The 17264-nt window shown below is 55.8% G+C and carries 11 protein-coding genes and 2 pseudogenes; 9 read left to right on the top strand and 4 right to left on the bottom strand.

Features of this window, described 5'->3' with window-relative positions:
- Positions 1-266: 266 nt before the first annotated feature.
- Entirely contained in the window at positions 267-1421 is a 1155-nt protein-coding gene (locus tag G9C82_RS20075) for a restriction endonuclease (protein ID WP_127015178.1), read from the bottom strand.
- A 190-nt stretch (positions 1422-1611) separates the two neighbouring features.
- A complete protein-coding gene (locus tag G9C82_RS20070) occupies positions 1612-2466 on the bottom strand; it encodes a hypothetical protein (RefSeq protein ID WP_127015177.1) in 855 nt (284 codons plus the stop codon).
- A 351-nt stretch (positions 2467-2817) separates the two neighbouring features.
- Between G9C82_RS20070 and G9C82_RS20065 the strand changes: the two genes are divergently transcribed.
- Together G9C82_RS20065 and G9C82_RS20060 are read left to right on the top strand one after the other, a co-directional pair.
- Positions 2818-4785 carry an AAA family ATPase gene (locus G9C82_RS20065; RefSeq protein WP_127015176.1) on the top strand — a complete coding sequence of 656 codons (1968 nt, stop codon included), beginning with the start codon at positions 2818-2820 and terminating at the stop codon, positions 4783-4785.
- Positions 4786-5268: 483 nt separating this feature from the next.
- Entirely contained in the window at positions 5269-5961 is a 693-nt protein-coding gene (locus G9C82_RS20060) for a hypothetical protein (RefSeq protein WP_127015175.1), read from the top strand.
- Here the strand turns inward: G9C82_RS20060 and G9C82_RS20055 are convergent.
- Positions 5958-7232, bottom strand: a pseudogene (locus tag G9C82_RS20055) (IS4 family transposase). The gene G9C82_RS20060 and the pseudogene G9C82_RS20055 sit on opposite strands and share 4 nt — an antisense overlap.
- A gap of 175 nt (positions 7233-7407) precedes the next feature.
- Between G9C82_RS20055 and G9C82_RS20050 the strand changes: the two are divergent.
- A complete protein-coding gene (locus G9C82_RS20050) occupies positions 7408-7626 on the top strand; it encodes a hypothetical protein (RefSeq protein WP_127015174.1) in 219 nt (72 codons plus the stop codon).
- Between the two features lie 498 nt (positions 7627-8124).
- Positions 8125-8658, top strand: a complete 534-nt coding sequence (locus G9C82_RS21130) for a hypothetical protein (RefSeq protein WP_058997938.1) — start codon at positions 8125-8127, stop codon at positions 8656-8658.
- A gap of 136 nt (positions 8659-8794) precedes the next feature.
- On the opposite strand, the gene G9C82_RS20040 is transcribed toward G9C82_RS21130, so the two are convergent.
- Positions 8795-9925 carry a hypothetical protein gene (locus tag G9C82_RS20040; protein WP_127015173.1) on the bottom strand — a complete coding sequence of 377 codons (1131 nt, stop codon included), beginning with the start codon at positions 9923-9925 and terminating at the stop codon, positions 8795-8797.
- Between the two features lie 1045 nt (positions 9926-10970).
- Here G9C82_RS20040 and G9C82_RS20035 point away from each other — a divergent pair.
- From G9C82_RS20035 to G9C82_RS20015, 5 genes and pseudogenes are all read left to right on the top strand, one after another.
- Positions 10971-11426 carry a pilin gene (locus tag G9C82_RS20035; protein ID WP_127015172.1) on the top strand — a complete coding sequence of 152 codons (456 nt, stop codon included), beginning with the start codon at positions 10971-10973 and terminating at the stop codon, positions 11424-11426.
- Positions 11427-11433: 7 nt separating this feature from the next.
- Positions 11434-13509 carry a hypothetical protein gene (locus G9C82_RS20030; RefSeq protein ID WP_127015171.1) on the top strand — a complete coding sequence of 692 codons (2076 nt, stop codon included), beginning with the start codon at positions 11434-11436 and terminating at the stop codon, positions 13507-13509.
- Positions 13506-14348: a hypothetical protein gene (locus tag G9C82_RS20025; RefSeq protein WP_127015170.1), complete on the top strand. Its 843-nt coding sequence runs from the start codon at positions 13506-13508 to the stop codon at positions 14346-14348. Before G9C82_RS20030 ends, G9C82_RS20025 begins: the two co-directional genes overlap by 4 nt.
- 2 nt (positions 14349-14350) lie before the next feature.
- Positions 14351-16027, top strand: a complete 1677-nt coding sequence (locus G9C82_RS20020) for a hypothetical protein (protein ID WP_127015169.1) — start codon at positions 14351-14353, stop codon at positions 16025-16027.
- Positions 16027-17264 (top strand): annotated as a pseudogene (locus tag G9C82_RS20015) (conjugal transfer protein); the annotation flags it as partial. The gene G9C82_RS20020 and the pseudogene G9C82_RS20015, both read left to right, overlap by 1 nt.

The raw sequence follows: 17264 nt of genomic DNA, 5'->3' as shown, positions 1-17264 counted from the left end.
AGCGGGCAATCAACGGTGCGACCGACTCGAAAGAACGGCATGTCTCGCAGCATCTAGCCCGGGGCCTCCGACCCCGCGAAGTAGTCAAAATATCCCGGGTCGACGTCTCACCCCAGGAGGTCCAGCTCATCGTGAAGCAGCACCTGGGACCCGAGGTGGCACCGATCGACATCTGGAAAGCAGTCACACATCGGCTGCTGTACAGCGACTTGTCGCGGTACGAGGTCGATCTACTTCTCGGGAATAGAACCGTCCTGTAGACTGGTTCAGTAACCGCGTGGCTTGCTCCACCCGTCCTCAGTGTAGAACGGCGACCCGTCATTCCACCGGGCTTTTGTCCAGATTCGGTTCACTGGCTCCCGCAACAATTCTGGGACGGACGTGTCAAGGTCGGAGATTTCGACGGCTGGCGGCGCATAGCTGTCCGTCCCGAACCCACCGCCACCCATTGGGCTATTCCCCTCAGAACTCTGCAGCTGGACGCCTTGCACGTCCTGGACCGTAACGTAGAGATAGACCGGTGGGCTGACCTCCAGTGACCTTAGACAGCGAAGTGCGCCCTTGAGTGTGTAGGCGAGGTCAACCTCCATGTCCCCGCCAGTGAGTGCAACCTCGCCGGTCCGTGGATCCTGCATGAAGGGTGAGGTCCCGGCTACTTCGAACCGGCCGTGCTCGTCGAGCCGCGTGTACCCTGGTTGGTCCCGGGAAGTGTCGCCCATGTACGTGAGCCGGTCACCGACCGAGTATACGCCATCGCCGACCTGGACCTTTTCGACACTTTTGTCCTTGCCGTACATCGGGGGCAGCGGCAACTCAGAGGGGGTGTCGACGTACCGGACCGTGTCGTGGCCGTTCGGAAGCAGGTGCATAGTGAGGACCGGTCCATCGGCGAGCGGGATGTCAAGCCGGTCGCGGCTGGCAATGTTCTGGACGCGGTCCTCGTGGTAGTCGTCGATCTGCTGTTTGCCGTCGGGATAGGAGGCCCGTGGGTCGACACCGAGATGGGAGGCTGCGAGTTCGGGTTTGCTGCCCATGAGGAAGTTGCGGATGGTTTCCCGGTGCCAGACCCTGAGCTCCCAGCCGTATTTCTCTCGGTGGTCGTCTACTAGGTCGTCGACAACCGCACCGCCGATGTTCCGGTTCGTCATGAAGACGAACATGTCGTAGTCCCGGTCGTGGGCTGCCGCCTTGTCTGCATCTTTCTTGAGCTTGGCTTTGGTACCTGACTTCTTCCGCGTGGTATAGTGGGCGATTCCGTTGCGTCCACCGCGGGATATCAAGGCGTCTTTGCCGCCGTCTCCTCCGCTTCCCGACGCTGTGGGTTTGACGTCGTAGTCGTCGGCGCGGAGAATGTCGGAGCAGAGTTGCTCCCAGTCATCGGCGTCGATGTCGCGGATAGCGTTCTCGACCTGCTCTTTCATTGATTGGTGATACTGGAGTGGTTATTAAAGGCCTATCGGGGCCTCAAGCCTCCATTCTGTCGTTCTCCTCTGACACGGAAGACGAGGTGCCGAAATTCGAGACACAACTCCATTTCTGCGAGATAACCAACGCTCAGGAGGGCACCGGCATTCGCGTATCCGACGAGCCAGTCTAGGAAAAACAAGAGAATCATGCTTCGTCCGGAGCAGCGGCGAGTTCCGACATCTCCTGTGGCGATATCCCATCCAAGTCGCCATCGTATCTGGAGATAGCTGGGGACTCGATCTGCCAACAGTCCACGCCATCCTGTTCGGCGAGAACGGAAATTCCCGAGAAATGGCCTGCCCCGACGATCAGCAACCCATCCGTGGCCGACCGCTCCGCGGCTATCTCTTTGAGTCGTTCATACATCGCCTCGTCTCGGAGATCACGGATAGCATCGCGAAACCAATACCCGATTTTGCCGATGGCGTATAGTGTGGGGAGCCGTCCAGCGTGGCCGAGGATGGCTGCCACTCCGACGCCCAGCACCGTAGCGAGTATCCCCTGACTCGTGAGTCCGTACTCTACGAGGTTCTGGAGTCCCCCGAATGCCAGCAGTAGAGCGACGACCCACACAGCTACTGTTACTGCAATACCGATGAGGAGGACCACAGCATCTCGGAGGCGGCGCGGCCAGGTGGCGTAATAGTTCGCTACTTCCGCCCGGTCCAGGTCGACCGCCACATCGGGGATATTATGCTGATTGGCATACTGGCGTCCGGCCTGGAACTCTGCGTCACCTCTGTCTGCGGTGCCCTCGGTGTTCTCGTATTCTTGTTTGTTGATGCGCTCGACGATATACCAGACAAGCCCTGTCGCGGGTGACTGGCGGGCGAGTTTCCGCTTGAATGAGTCGATGTCCTCGGTAACATCCTCGACGTCCGGAAGCTCTAAGGCGACGAATTCGGGGGAGAAATCGCTTGTTTCGAGTTGATCGAGATGATCGTCGACGGAATCAATGCCGTGAGCAGTAGTATAGATAGCGAGGCGGGACAATGGCATCTATTTGTTCGTTGGAATGTAGATGCAGGTTTAAATATTCAGTTCTACGTGGATGTATTGAGCCCGTCGAGACAGTACAGAGACTCTACAGCTCAATTAAGGGGAGAACAGTCTTGTTGCGTGTGGAGTTCTGGCGGCTGTGTTCGTAAGTTCTAAATCTAGTACCAAATATCTGATATCAAGGGGACGGCCTCGTCACTCACGACTCGCAATCTATCCATAGTGTATGTGATTAGCGCAGCTATAGACTTCTCTCGGACAGTAATCCGAGACACATAGCCGGGAAATCTTCATTTCCACGTTATCTGATAGCAAAGTGCTAAGTGGTGATAGTTTAATTACCGGGATAATATGGAGCTTCAACAAGTCCGGGTTCAGAATTACAAGTGTATCGAGGACTCTGGCTGGGTTGATTTCGAGCAGGTTACCTGTATGGTTGGGAAGAACGAGTCCGGTAAAACGGCATTCCTGCAAGCATTGCAGAAGTTGAACCCAGTAGATGAGTCAGGTGATTATGATCCATTGGTAGAGTATCCTAGACGACGATTCAAACGGTACGAGAATACTCGGCACGAAGAAAATCCGGATCCGGTAGCAAGTGCGCAATTCCAGTTGACTGATTCTGAGGTTAAACTCGTCGAAGAGGAGCATGGAGAGGATTTACTGACGGATAGGTCGGTGACGGTTACAAAGGACTACAAGAACCAGCTTCACTGGGAGATGGATGTTGACGAAGAGCAGTTGTGCAGTAACTTGCTTGAGGGACGGGATCTGCAATGGAAGAATGCTGAGTTTCTGGAAGAAGCGGAGTCTATTGATGAGTTTGCGGAGAGAATGGAAGAGTCGGATGCCAGCGGCGAGGAGTTTGAACGGTTGAAGACGGATGTGGAGAGCTACCAGGAAGAAGCGTTGAGTGACAAAATCGGTTCGGGAATACTTGGATCTCGGCTACCTGAGTTCTTCTACTTTGACGAGTACTCCCTGATGAACGGAAAGGTAGATATCTCTCAATTGATGCAGCGTCAGAACCAAAACGATTTGAGCGACTCGGATGAAACCTTTCTTTCGCTTCTGTCTATCGCCGGTTTGTCGTTACAGGACATCAGGAACTCAACCAACTTCGAGCGCATTATCGCTGAGCTGGAGGCCTCGTCGAACCTTATCTCGGATGAGGTGTTTGAGTACTGGTCGCAAGGCCCGAATCTGGAGGTGCAATTCAAGAGAGCGGATGAAGATTCCGGGTTAAATAACAGGCAAAACCAGAACCAGAATCAAAACCAGAACAACAGTGGCCCTGTACTGCACGTCCGGGTCAGGAACAACAGACATCGTGTCAGTGTCTCGTTCGATGAGCGTTCCAGCGGCTTCATCTGGTTCTTCTCTTTCCTGTCCTACTTCTCCGACTTAGATACAGAGAACCGGGACCTGATTCTGCTACTGGATGAGCCAGGTTTGAATCTGCACGCAAAAGCTCAGCATGACTTCCTACGGTTCATCAACGAACGCTTGGCTACGGAGCATCCGGTTGTGTACACGACTCATTCTCCGTTTATGTTGGAGCCAGGGAACTTGCATCGGGCACGACTGGTTCTTGACGACCCGGAAGATGGTACGCAGATTTCGGAGGATATCTTGGGTTCGGATGAGGACACGGTATTCCCGCTTCAAGCGGTTCTCGGGTACGATTTGATTCGTACTTTGTTAATCGGGCCGGAGTGTCTCTTGGTGGAGGGTAAGTCGGATATGACGTACTTCCAGGTGATGTCCGAGATCTTGGAGAGGAAGGATCGGACTCCGTTGAGTCACCAGTGGACGATTGTACCGGTAAACGGTGCTGACAACGTTCCTACTTTCGTTTCACTGTTTGGAGCCAGTGACCTAGAGATAGCAGTGATGTTGGATGATGACAGCAGAATCAATCAACGATTGCAGGATATCGAGTCGCGGGGAGTCCTTGATACCGATAACGTGTACACCGTCTCGGATTTCATTGGCGGCAGTGAAGGTGATACTGAGGATTTGTTCTCAAAGGAGTTCTACTTGGAGCTGGTGAATCATACGTACCGGTTTGAGCTCCAGCAAGAACGGATGGTGCCGACTGAGTTGAGCTTGGATGATATTGAGAATCAGCATCCTCGGATTGCGAAACGATTAGAGTTTTTCTTTGAAGATAAGCAGGTGAATGATGGACGGTTTGAGCATCACCGACCTGCTTCCTATTTCCAGAAAAACCGAAAGGATTTCGAGGAGCAACTTGATGCGGATACGTTAGACCGGTTTGAAGACTTGTTTGAGGAATTAAACGGTATCCTGGAATAACACCTGTTCCGTCTCTTTTTAAGTGTTTGTCCGTTTCAATGTTATGCGGAAAGCTTTCGAATCACGCACCCCACCTTTCTAGTAGCGTGTTTCTTCGAAGTCTCCCGATCTGTCTGGTAGTCCACGGCGACAGGGACGATCAGTTACTGAGTTAGCAAAGGAGAATATCTCTCAAATTCAGCCACTCATGATCAGGTACCCCTCGGAGTTACGAAGCCCATGTGATATCTCAGAGCGTGTTCTTATCCACCTCAAATAACAACTGAACCTTCTCAGAGGGTAGCAGACACGATTCGCCGACGTTCTTTCGCTTCTTTCGAAGAATGTATCGATAGAAAGGTGGCCACAGCACTCATTGGGCTCTTCACTTTCTTGTAGTCAAGGACAACAGAGTGGCCGCGGTGTGATCGTGATTATCTGCGAGTGTTTTAATCAAAACAAGGGTAACAATAAGCCGATGGGTTCGTTTAGCTTACTCGACTGATGACGGGAAACTCACTCGACCCAGCCCAAATAGAGGTCGAAGCAGAATTTTATTTCATTCAGGACAGCGGTAGTCCGTCTCTCAGTTCTAAACAACTGCAACTCGCGGAGGTAATGACAAGACGCGGATACGACGTTCTACACAAAGGTCAACGAGTCTGGGAATATATCCTCCAAAACCGTCAGCCCCCGCCGGGATATTGGTGGCGGCTGAAGCAGAAAATTGGGCTGGTGAATGAAGCTGAAACGAAGAATAGACAGAGCATGGAGAATTTGAGGGGGACTCGAAATGACCATCCGTATCGCATCAAGTTCAGATTCATTCCTACGTCGTGGGACAACGGTGACGAGGGCTATATCGTGGAAGTTGAATGCATCCCTGCACTTCGAGACAAAATTGGCCAACTAAGTGGAGATTTCGAGGACGCAGACCCCAAGAGTGCAGTAAGGACAAGCAAGAGTGAGCTACGGGATATTGCTGCAGAAGGCGGATATAGTATTCTTCAGGAACCGTTCACCCGTAGTGAAAACCACGAGCCGACGTTGGAACAGCACCTCCGTAGGGAGCTCCAAGACTACAAATATGGCTCATACGTGACTCAGTTCGCCGATGATGCAGATGAGGCACTTCGGTATTCCCTCTTCCGACCAGCGATTAGCGCGTATGTCCACGGTACATTGGTCTTTAGCTAAGACTCACACCTCGGTTGCGTAGCGGTAGCGAGCGTCTCCTGTAAGATCGGTCGTTGCTTGTGGATCTTCTGTGCATCGTCGATCAGCCGCTCCAGCAGTGGCGGTGGCGAGTAGCCGAGGTACTCACCGAGTTCGTGGAGGATAAGCTGGGCGTGCGACCGGAAGGTCGCCGCCCAGCGTTCTGGCGGAAACACGATCTCATCGGCAGCCTGCTCGGTGATCAGATCCAACAGATCACGACTCACCAGCAGTGACAGCAACGCCGCGTACAACAGAATTTTCACGACATCCGGATCGCTTGTGTCGAACTCGTCCAACTCGTACTGCGTCTTCAGCTCACGAAACAGCGTTTCTACCTCCCACCGGCACCGATAGACCGTTGCTAGATCAGCCGGGAGAAACTCGTCTCGCGGCAGATTTGTGATGTACAGATGGTAGTCGTCGGCGTCCTCGTCGCGGACGCCGACGACGCGGAACCGCTTCGTGTCCAGCGAACGAGTTCCCTCGTACTGTCTGCGCTTGAACTCCGCTTCGACCTCTACGTCGATGTACTGTCGGTGAAGATCGCCGACAACATCGTGGATCTGTTCGCCCACCAAGGGCCTGGCGCGGCCGCGCCAGGCCCGTAACTCCTCTGTTATCACTGGGTTCGCATTGTCCTTCAGCCGACTCACGAAGTAGCCGTCGTTCTCATCGATCAACGCAAAGCGGCGGTACTTGAACTACGCCAGATCAAGCAAAACGAGCCGTCCGTGCAGCCACGAACCCGTTTTGAACAACGTGCTATCGTGCGTTTTCTCGTCGGTCACATCGATCCGTTCAACCGTCTCATCGGTGGCGTTGTGGAGCAGGTGGAGCTTCGCTCCAGCCTGCTCCTCGTGACGGGCTTGGAACTCCTCAGAGAGGAACTCGTGCAACCGCAGCACCGTTCCATCAGCGATCATCACGTCCCTGAATCGGTCGATATCAGCGTCAACAGCATCGGGAACAGCGACCTCGTCGAGGCCGTGCTCGACGAGGTCGCGGAGATATTCTGCGAGCGTCGGCGTCAACCGGTGGTAGAAGCCGCCTGGTGAGATCGTCTCATCAGCCGTCGAGTTGTAGCTCCGTCTGAAGCCGGCGAGTGTTCGGCTCTCGCCTGCGGCGAAGCCGAACACGAGCGCCCACACGAGAACTGGAACCTGAAGCTTCCCTTCACGCTCGACCACGCCGAGTTCCTCGGCGTGCTCTTCGAGGAACTCGGAGGGAAACAGTGTAGTGAGCCGACGCATGATTCTCGATGAGGAGGCTTTGGTGTGCACAGCCGTCGCCTCCTCATTCCTCTCGAAAAATAGCCTCGATAAGCCACCGCTGTCATGTGGTTGTCCTCTTAGCTAAAGACGGATGGTCCACGGTATAGAATGGGCTATCATCTGCTATATTGCTGAGATAGAGAACCGCGATTTGATGGAAGAAGAAGGCTATGGGCGGGGGAAAGGGTTCAAAGGGCTAATTGAAGAAATCGAAGACACGGGCCAAATCAAGCAGACCACCTCAGAGGCATTGCGACAGATGAATACGGAGCGTATTTGGATGGCTCACCACAAAGAAGGAAAAGTATCCGAGATTGAGGTGAGGCGCGTTAAGCAACGCTTCTCTATTCTGCTGGAAGAACTATTCCTCTGAATCTTAAGCCCTTTTCTGGACACTCGGTGGCTCTTCTTTTGCTATCCACCGTAAAAATTCTAATCAGGCATTCGGGTCTCAAGTGTCCTAGTATCCGCCAGAAGAGGTGACTACCATACCGCACAATTCATGTTCGTAGACGGTTTGCCTGTCTCCTCTATCTTCACGAATGATTTTTGAGGGTTTCGTGAACCTCGCTCGCTTCGATCCATTTAGTGCATTCTCCGCAACAGAACTCATCTGACATATGGGTGTAGTGTCAATTGACTGTTTTCAAATCTGAGTGATGGTGATGACTAATCTCGTATAGCTCCTTCATTCCTACTCGCCAGCAGTCAGGGGACAAAACAGTGACTGTAATGTGGTCGTGATTATCGCGCTAATGCTCCTGGTTCCGCCAATTTACTGAAGAGTGTGTCCGGTTGATAGACTCAATTGCTGGTAGCTGGTAACTTCGGTTTGCAAATTATCAAGTTCTAAGCGGATTTTTATGCGAATATGTCGGACGACGATTCCCATTCTGCTGTTGAGCTTGTCGAAGAGGCCGCCGACCACCTGCAGACCAGCTCTGAGCACGAGCGCCGAGCTAAAGAACTGAGTTATCAGGCTGAGGAAGAGCTGGAAGCTACACTCGCGGAAGAGTTGCCAGATTCAGTAAAGGTCAATGTTGATGCAGAAGCAGACAGGGAAGGTGCGCGGTTGGTAGTTAGCCTGTATGACGATGCAACAATGGAGACCGTCAGTGACGTTGTCGGCGATGATGTCGGTGTCGGTTCGCCCCATCCACAGCAGTTCATTATTGGAGACGATATCGTTGGAGAAGAGTCATCTCAGCGTGAGCGGATTCAGAACGTTAAGGGGATAATTGCAGATATAGAGGATCGATTCGATGCAGGAGCACCGGTACAGCAGGTGATTCGAGATGCCAGAAGGATTGGAATGGATAAGTCGGAAGCCAAACACGAGATTGACAAGCTCAAGCAGAAGGGAGAGGTGTATGAGCCACGCACCGACTACCTTCGAACGACTTGAGGTACTTTGACGAGCTATCTGACGGTGTTGTCAGAAGCTTTCATCTCCCGGTAGCCGTCGAACGGCATAGCTGAAGCTAACAGCCGGCACAATGGCGTGCCCGCGAGTGCGCTGGCAAGCGGTTCAGTGCGAGTATTCAGTCGGCGACAGTACCTCCGTCAGTCATTGCCGCCGGCTGCTGACCACCGCCATAGGAGCCCAGCGTGGTCTCGCCGCTGTCAGCGAGCTTTGAGTCGCCGTCGGCGTTCGCGAACTCTCTGATGGTCCGGGCCATATCGGGGTGGTCGATTTCGAGTTCGGTCAGATTCAGGCGCAGCACCTGTTGTCTGTCCGGTTTGCCAGTCCCGATCCCGAAGTGCTCGGCGGCTTCTTGCATCACTTCATGCATCACTGGTCTCGAAATTTCGTCGTCGAACACCTCCTGACGAAGTTCTCGCTCAGGGAGCGTCACGTCCTTTGAGGACGTCGCCATTGCGCGGCGGCCAACGGTGTAGATGAGACGGCGCTTCATCTCGTCAGTATCCAGTAGGTCAACCGAGCGGCGGCACTCAGCGGGCGTTGCGTCGGGGGCGATCTCTTCGGCCTGGTCGCGAGAGATCCACAGCTCCTCGTTGTTCGGGTGGCGTTCGTAGTCGAGGCGGTCGATCACGAGGTCGCGGTACTTCTCCAGCGTTGGGTCGGATGCCTTTGGTCCCTCGGCGGCGATGTTGTGGATGCTCTCGTTCAGGACCTCGTCAGTGAACGACTCACCGACATCGTGGCAGATGGCGATAGTCTTGCGCTGGACGCTGCTGAGACTCTTATCGGAGTCGTCATTGAGCTCGCCCAGCATGGATTCGGCGTCGTCGACGACGCGGTCGAGCTTGTCTTCTACGCGGCGAGATCGCCCGCCATCCCGATAAACGTTCAGTGCGCGTGCGAGGGCGACGCCGTAGTTGTAGTCCGTGTGCTCGTCGACGTATGCGCAGAACTCCTCTTTGAGTGGCGTCCCGACACGGATGCCGATGCGGGTCGGTTCCTGAGACGACAGATCAGATTTTATTTTTTCGCTGGCGTGGTCCGGAGAGCGGCCGGCGGCTGAGACGAGGCGGTCGACGAGCGTCTCAACGCGAGCATAGCCGTCCGCATCGATGTATTGCTTCATCGCGAGTTCGGCTTCACGGCCCAGATAGCCCTCAGCAACCCCGAATTGGGAGTGGACGTGCTGACGGAACTGCTCCCACTCGTCTGCAGGAACCATCCAGTCCAGCTTGGAGGTGTCTCGCATCAGGACTGCACCTCCCGGAGGGCGGACCCGCACCCACACACCATCTCGGTGTGTGCGGGGGGGTTCACACCCACACCACACACACCTTCTTGGTGTGTGGGTGGGGTGGGGGTGCAGACCCCCACCCCGCCTGCGGTTGCGTCTTGCGACGGACCGCAGTGCGGGTAGACGGCCTGACGGCCGCCTTCGGGGGTCCAGGGGACCCCCGGGGGACACTCCAGTCCTCCGCACAGCGAAAAAATAAAATTCTGCGTGGGGTGGTCGTTCGTGGACGGTGCTGACCGCATGTCTCTATGCGTACGCTCTCGTTCGTAGTGCTCCATATCCTGTGTAGTGAGCACCCTCCGCCTCTCGACGGCGGCAGATATGGCTGGGGATACCTGTTGCTGGTGGGTAACGCTTAAGCCATTCTGCCGAGAAGGAACCGGTACAGACGAAGGGTTCGTTCCCAGCGATTCCCGCGCCAACGGGTTCGAGCTGGGAACGCCGGTCCGTTCTCAGGCAAGTTGCTTTCTCGTAGTGTCTTCTCTGTCCTGCGACTTGCACATCCGGTGACTTAAAACCGCTAGGAGCGTCAGACATCCCGACTGACCTCATCCAGTCGAGGATATCTGTGTCCGTTGCGGCTGTCAGCGGTGCAGGTCTTGTCTTAAACATAAATTTATAGACTAGACGTATATACCTTATCATGTCAGCAAACTGGTATCACTTTCGATTTACTTACCAACTATATAGTCTATATTGTCTAGATTTGTACTGTATAAGAAATCCTATATTAGACCTAATTTACCGCTCTTATTTCACTCTGAGAACGCATTAATAATCAAGTGACTGCATCGGGCCAAGCAACCCGATATAATACAAAAGTATTATATAGAAATAGAGTTTGTTTGTCTCACAAGTTTTTAGTTAATCCCACTGTCATAATCTGCTGCCAAATCCAAGATAGGGTTCAACAATAGTATTAGAAATCTAACACACAATCGGTAGCGGATTACCGGTGGGGAATCGGCGGGCAAGCAAGACCGCAAAATCAGAGACATCTATGTCAACACGGACCAACGCATCGAACGCATCGACCACACAACCAACACTCTACACTCACGCAAAGCGGCGGTTTGCTGACGCCTGGCTCACGCCCGGCGTGCGACAGGCGACCCAACTGCTGTTGATCCTCACGCTATTTGCTGGCTCGGCGATGGGCCAGACCGACGTCGGGAACATCTACTGTAACACTGCTGTCGAGGACGGCGTCAACGTCGTCTTTGGCGCACTGGCTGGTCTTGGCCTGCCAGCGACGATGGTATTCGTCGGGCGCAGCGGCCTGTCGTATATGCGGGCTTCTGGCAACCCGAACCAGCAAAACGAGGCCCGGCGAGACCTCATCCTCTCGCTGGTCGGCCTCGGCGTCGTCGTGCTGGCAATCGTGGCTCCAGAGCTTATCACGAAGTTCGGGGACAACGTCGGTTTCGGCTTCTCTGACTGCGTGACGCCATTCTGAAGATACGATGCCATCACTCCGCTCACTGCTGATGATCGCGGCCCTTTGCTCGCTGCTCTCGACAGCCGCAGCTGCGGGGCCTGCGTCCGCTGGTAGTAACCCAGTCCAGATTGAGCGGGGGACAGCACACTCCTACACCGACGCGAGTCACGGTGGCGTGGGGGTACTCCAGCAAAACGCCACCGCACCGAATGGCTCCAACCGCAAGGGAACACAGACGAATCGCACCGAAAACAACGACTCCAGCGTCCGAGACCCAATAGGCAACGAGACAGCAGGCAACAGGACAACAGCCAACGGAACCGAAGGCAACGAGTCTGCCGACCAGGGACCAGCGGCGAACCAGACAGATGTGAACAGGTCCGTCGAACTCGGAGCAAGGCGGAACCTCAGCGCGAAAGTCTCGTGCTACGAGAACGCCTCGAACCCGCCGGCCAATGCGTCAGTGGGAGAAAACGCGACGGCGGGTGTCCTGCCCCCGAACCGGTCCTACAACCACAACCACACGTTCTTCCGTGCGCTGTGGTCTGGCGACCCCGATCATCCGAACCTCACACGGGCTGACCGGGCTGAGGCTGAGAACGGCACGCTGGCCGTCCTCCCCTCATGCACGGGAGATATGGTTTCTCGCGAGCCCTCAAACACAACACTGTGGAACCGGCCCGAACACGACTCGTTCCGGACTGGCATCGAGAACGCCTCGTATCCAGTAAACGTCACGGACACTCGCTCTGGACTCTGGATTCGTGACGCCTACGTCGCGTTCTTTAGTATCGAGCCATCGACGGTCGTCCACAAAAAGTCGGGTACGGAGCGTCTGGTCCGTCCGAACGGGACCGTGCGTGCCATTCACGACTACCGGGTAGTCATCTCGGAGTTCTTCGAGGACGACTTCCGCGTCCTGAACACGTCGACGAACACGACGCTGTACGCCAACGGCACTACGATGGACAACAGCACTGCCGCCCAGCCCACGCTCAACTACACGGAGATCAACGGGACCACCGAACTCCAGTTGGTCACGACGATCTCGACGAATATCTCGGAGATAGGCGATGACGAGATTGACGAGTACGAACTGACGGTCACGGACTCGCGGACGGTCCGGGTGGAAAATCTCTCCGAGCGGGAGATGGTCGTCGAGCCCGGCGTCGTCCCCAACGGCAGAGGGGCCACGACCGACGACTATCGCATCGGGACCGTAATCCCCGGCAGCTGGCAGAGCGTCCAGTTCGACGCGGGATACGAAGTCCAGAGCAAGTGGCGGTTCTACACCCGCTCACCGCCGGGCTGGGCGAACTGGTCGGAGAACACGACGACCCCAGTACGACCACTCGAAACCCACGCTGTCCGAACCACGGAAGGCCCAGAGGTCACGGTCAACCGCGTCCAAAATGAGAGTTCCGACGGCTGGCGGTTCGTGCCGTCGCTCGAAGCGACGTATCCGACGAATGCGACTGTGAACACGACGGCGAACGCGACCAACAGGACGACGCTCCCGCCGGAGATTCGGATCAACCGTTCGGAGACGTTCACGACGGCAGATCGGTTTACGATTCGGAGTGCGGAACAACTCCGAACAGAGAACTTCGAAATCAACGGACTCGTCCGTGGGAACAGCATCGAACAGCCAGCGGACTCGACGAACCCGACGCCAATCCGCGAGGTCAATATCACCTCCGAGGTCGTCAGCTCGACTGATAACTCGACAGACCTGCTGGTCCGGGTCGAACCGACGGCTGGCTTCCCGATTGCGGCGGGGAACGTCACTGTCGCAACGGGACAGTCCCGGGTCGAACGGTCACTGTCTGGCGATGATGAGATTTCGGTCACCGTTGACCAGGGCGAAGTCTCCTCGGCGATAGTCACGTATCGCCCGGCTCAGATCTGGTGGGAGCAAGGGCGTGCTGTCCCGGTACGAGACACCCAAGAGCGGGTCGCCTACGAAGTGAACCTCCCAGACCTTGCGGAGTTCATTGACCTCGCTGTAGTGACGCTCCTGACGGTGTTGCCGGCTGTGCTGGCGCTGTATGGCTACGACGTCTGGACGAGAGGCAAATTTGTTGGTTGGTATAATCCATGACAAAGCAAGATATACCACGAAACAGCAGTATCGACCGCAGAACAGTGCTTGGACTCCTTAGCGGGGGTCTTGCCACGCTTGCAGGCTGCAGTGGCGGGCTGTCTGATAGCAGTGACGGAGACAGTGGAAGTGCCGGTCCGCCAGAAGAGCAGTCCGACTACATCGAAGAGACGAAAATTAAGGTGGTGAGAAATAATGAACTGGCCTTAGAAGTCGCCGTAACCGATGAGATTGACCCGTCATCGGTCAGTATCATCACAGAGTCCGGGCGAGAGTTCTCCAGCGATTACTTTAGTTCTGGTGAGACTCGGACCAGCCTATTGCTAACAGAAGGAGATGATAACAACGAGCCATTGCCCCGGGGCCAGCACACACTCTATTTCCGTGGGGATGGTGTCGAAACTGAAATTCCACTCGAACTGGGCACTACGTTTGAGTTTGAGAAAGTCGTCCCTGGGACTGAGCACGAAAAGATCCGCGACGATAGCTTGGGGGTGGTTGTCCGGAATGTGGGCCAGCGAACCGGAGCAGCGGTTCGGACAATCCTCAATGGAGAAAGAGACAGCAAACCGTTCGAACCAATAGAACCAGGTGAAACCGGTATTGTCGAATTTACTTTTCTCCTGAAAGACCGCGCACATTGCGTAAAAGTCGAAGAAACGACTGTAAGAGAAGAGGAATTGGCTGTTGGATTCCTCTGGAGTGACCCGGTTACTATCACCCAACCTATCAAATACACCGACAGGTTTGACAGCACCGGTAACGGGTGCAAACGAACCCTAGCTGGTGAGCCAGAGGAAGTCACTGCTACCTCAGTAGAGACGGAGACGGAGACGTAGCAATGCAGTCGGGAATTGCTGGGGATATCGTGAAGGAAATCGCTGAGAGGCTGATTAGAGAACTCTCATCGGCAATTGCAGCTGGTATCAGTGGCTTCCTCGATAACCTCAGAACAGACATAGTCGAGTATCTGAGCGGGTTTTTCCGAGCCATTATCGACCCGATGGTGCGGACGCCTGCTCCTGAAGGGCCGAATTCAGCAGCCCCCGTCGACATTGCATTTGAGTCTGCGAGTAATGCCCCGTGGAACTCGCTAATCTCAGGCATCTACTTCGACGCAATTGTTGGTTTAGCTCTTGCTCTCCAGTTTTCTGTTCTGGCGATGATTGGGCTCAGGTACGGGTCAATGAACCCTGTTATCCGGAAGAAACTCCTACGTCGCCTCGGAGTTGCCTTCCTTTCGTTGTTCTTCTGGCTCCCTGTGGCCTCACTGGGGACTCAGTTCTTCGACGCTATCGGCAAAATCATCTACCAAACCGGTCAGTCCGACAAAGAGATCGCCGCAATGATCGGTTCAGTTCAAGAAATCGCTTCGTTCAGCCTTGGAATATTCCTTGTCCTCATTGTTGTCGGACTGTACGTCTACCTCAAGGCGGCGTTCATCTTCATCACTCGGTGGCTGCTGGTCTTCCTGCTGACCCTCTCGATGCCGCTGGTTGCGACGTTCTGGGCAGTGGAAGTCTGGCCGCTGAACCGCTTCTCGGGACTGGCGAAACAGGTCGCCGGCGCGTACCCCGGAGTCCTCGCTGCAGGCATCCCGCCTGCAATCTTGATCCGCATGAGCTTTGAAGCGACAAACTGGGGACTGGCTTCTGAGCTGTCCCTGTTCATCAGCCTCGTGACGCTGTACTTGGCGGCAAAGTCCCAGAAGGTCCTCATCCAGCGCAGTAGCCGCGTGGCAATCCAAGTCAGCGAACAGGCCCTTGCTGGTGGGAAAAAGCCCCTCAAGATCGGTGCGGCGGCTGGTGGTGCGGCGGCGACAGCCGGCGCTGGCGCGGTCGGTGGCCCCGGCGCAGCAATGGCGACAGGTGGCACGATTCGAGCTGCCTCAAGCGCTGCAAAAGGGCGCGTCGGCAGTGCTGCCACGGGTGCTCAGATGGTCCACCGCCAGATGGCAGCTAACCCCGCTGGCATGAAGAGCGGTTCTAGCGGTTCCGGTGGCGGCAGTAGTCCCAACGGCTCCGGAGGTGGCGGCAACAGTGGTTCCGGCGGCAGTGGCTCAGGCGGTGCAGGCGGTTCCGCTCCGCCTTCTGGCGGCGGCAGTGGCAGCAGCGGGTCTGGTGGCTCACCGCCCTCTGGCGGTGGGAGCGGGTCCGGTGGAAGTCCCCTCAACAGCAGGTTCACCAACGGTGGTTCGTCCGGCTCGTCCGGCTCGTCTGGCTCGTCCGGCTCGTCTGGCTCGTCTGGCGACTCCGAGAGCGACGACACCTCAGTAAGTGAACCCCAGACCAAGATGGAGCGCCAGACGCAGATCAACTCTGGCGATACCAGAGTGTTCGAGTCTGAGGCTGACCCGCCGTTCTCCGACGATGACTTCGACGAGAACGATACCGAGACCACTGACTCCGATGAGTCCGAGTCGTACGACTCGCTCAAGGATGTGTTTGCGACTGATGACGATATATTAGGGCCGGATGTGTACCGCGACGGCTTGCCGCATAAGGAGGATGACGACTAATGGCTGACTCAGAAGAAGAGTACAACACGAACATCATCCACGAATCGCTCGGTGATTCGACCAACTTCTGGGGCGACTACACACTCGGGGAACTCATCTTGTTCCTCATCCCGCCGTTTGGCTTCCTCGTCGCGATGGGGATGCCGTTCGTGCCAGCAGCGCTGTTCTTCCCAACGTTGGCTCTCACAGCGGTCGTGGAAGTCTTCCTCTACATCCTGCACAAAGTCCGGCCAGATCACTATCGCCTGACTGAGTGGCTGCGGGTCAAACTGTTCTGGCTCGTGAAAAAGCGTCAGTACACTCACGGTCAGGGCAATCAGGATACCCGCCAGGTCACGCGACTAGAGCGGGTCATGCCCCACGGCATTGAGCGCGTCGACGGAGCGTACGTCGGCGCGGTCGAGGTCGAGCCCGCCAATATGTCGCTGCAGGACGACGAGAAATGGGACAAAGCCGTCAAGTCACTCACACGCTTGTCCGAGTCACTGACTGGCCGGGCGAAACTCCACGTCACGACGGCCGAGGTCGACAACGAGTCCCACATACAGGCACACGTCGACCGACTCGACGACCCCGACGCGGAGAGCCATTCGATCTTCCGAGGGGTGCTCATGGAGTTCGTCAACCGCTACATCGACGACAGCGGGAATGTCGAGACTGAGACTGAACTCCAGCGCAAGTACTACATCGTCGTTTGGGTGACTGACGACGACATTCACGACCTCCAGATGAACAGCGACTCCATCGCGGATTACCTGACTGGGATACCGGTTATTGGGCGGCTGTTCACTCGGTTCGACAGTGACACGCTCACTGACGCCGAGCGAGAGGAGTTCAAGGCCAAGAAGCTCCACGACCGGCTCGAAACCGTCGACAGAGCAGTCAACAATATGTTTCGGTGCCGTAGCCGGTCGGTCAGCCCGCATGAACTGGCGCACTTGACCGAGGACTACTGGGCCTGTGAAACCCGGTCGGAACGCGAGTACGAAGAGGCGGCCTCCGTCTCTCCGGTGACGTACTCCGCTCGGGAACTCATCAAGCACGGCAAGGGTGCCACAGCCCATGACGCTGCGGAGGGCATGGACACCGACGACGTCGGTGGGACCGACTACGAGGTCGACGAGACTGACTTCGTCTCACAACTGCACCGGCCCGGTGAGAACCACCGGTCATTGGTCGCGCCGACGGATATCGAGTGGGAAGCCGACCACGCCCTCATCGACCAAGAGACGTACAC

This window comes from Haloarcula sp. R1-2, assembly GCF_011627385.1.
Lineage (GTDB): Archaea > Halobacteriota > Halobacteria > Halobacteriales > Haloarculaceae > Haloarcula > Haloarcula marismortui.
This window is presented reverse-complemented; position numbering and strand designations above follow the sequence as displayed.

Coding starts and splice junctions, on each gene's coding strand:
- G9C82_RS21130 (WP_058997938.1), top strand. CDS start 8,125: ATGTCGGACGACGATTCCCATTCTGCTGTTGAGCTTGTCGAAGAGGCC.
- G9C82_RS20035 (WP_127015172.1), top strand. CDS start 10,971: ATGTCAACACGGACCAACGCATCGAACGCATCGACCACACAACCAACA.
- G9C82_RS20040 (WP_127015173.1), bottom strand. CDS start 9,925: ATGCGAGACACCTCCAAGCTGGACTGGATGGTTCCTGCAGACGAGTGG.
- G9C82_RS20050 (WP_127015174.1), top strand. CDS start 7,408: ATGGAAGAAGAAGGCTATGGGCGGGGGAAAGGGTTCAAAGGGCTAATT.
- G9C82_RS20030 (WP_127015171.1), top strand. CDS start 11,434: ATGCCATCACTCCGCTCACTGCTGATGATCGCGGCCCTTTGCTCGCTG.
- G9C82_RS20075 (WP_127015178.1), bottom strand. CDS start 1,421: ATGAAAGAGCAGGTCGAGAACGCTATCCGCGACATCGACGCCGATGAC.
- G9C82_RS20070 (WP_127015177.1), bottom strand. CDS start 2,466: ATGCCATTGTCCCGCCTCGCTATCTATACTACTGCTCACGGCATTGAT.
- G9C82_RS20020 (WP_127015169.1), top strand. CDS start 14,351: ATGCAGTCGGGAATTGCTGGGGATATCGTGAAGGAAATCGCTGAGAGG.
- G9C82_RS20060 (WP_127015175.1), top strand. CDS start 5,269: ATGACGGGAAACTCACTCGACCCAGCCCAAATAGAGGTCGAAGCAGAA.
- G9C82_RS20025 (WP_127015170.1), top strand. CDS start 13,506: ATGACAAAGCAAGATATACCACGAAACAGCAGTATCGACCGCAGAACA.
- G9C82_RS20065 (WP_127015176.1), top strand. CDS start 2,818: ATGGAGCTTCAACAAGTCCGGGTTCAGAATTACAAGTGTATCGAGGAC.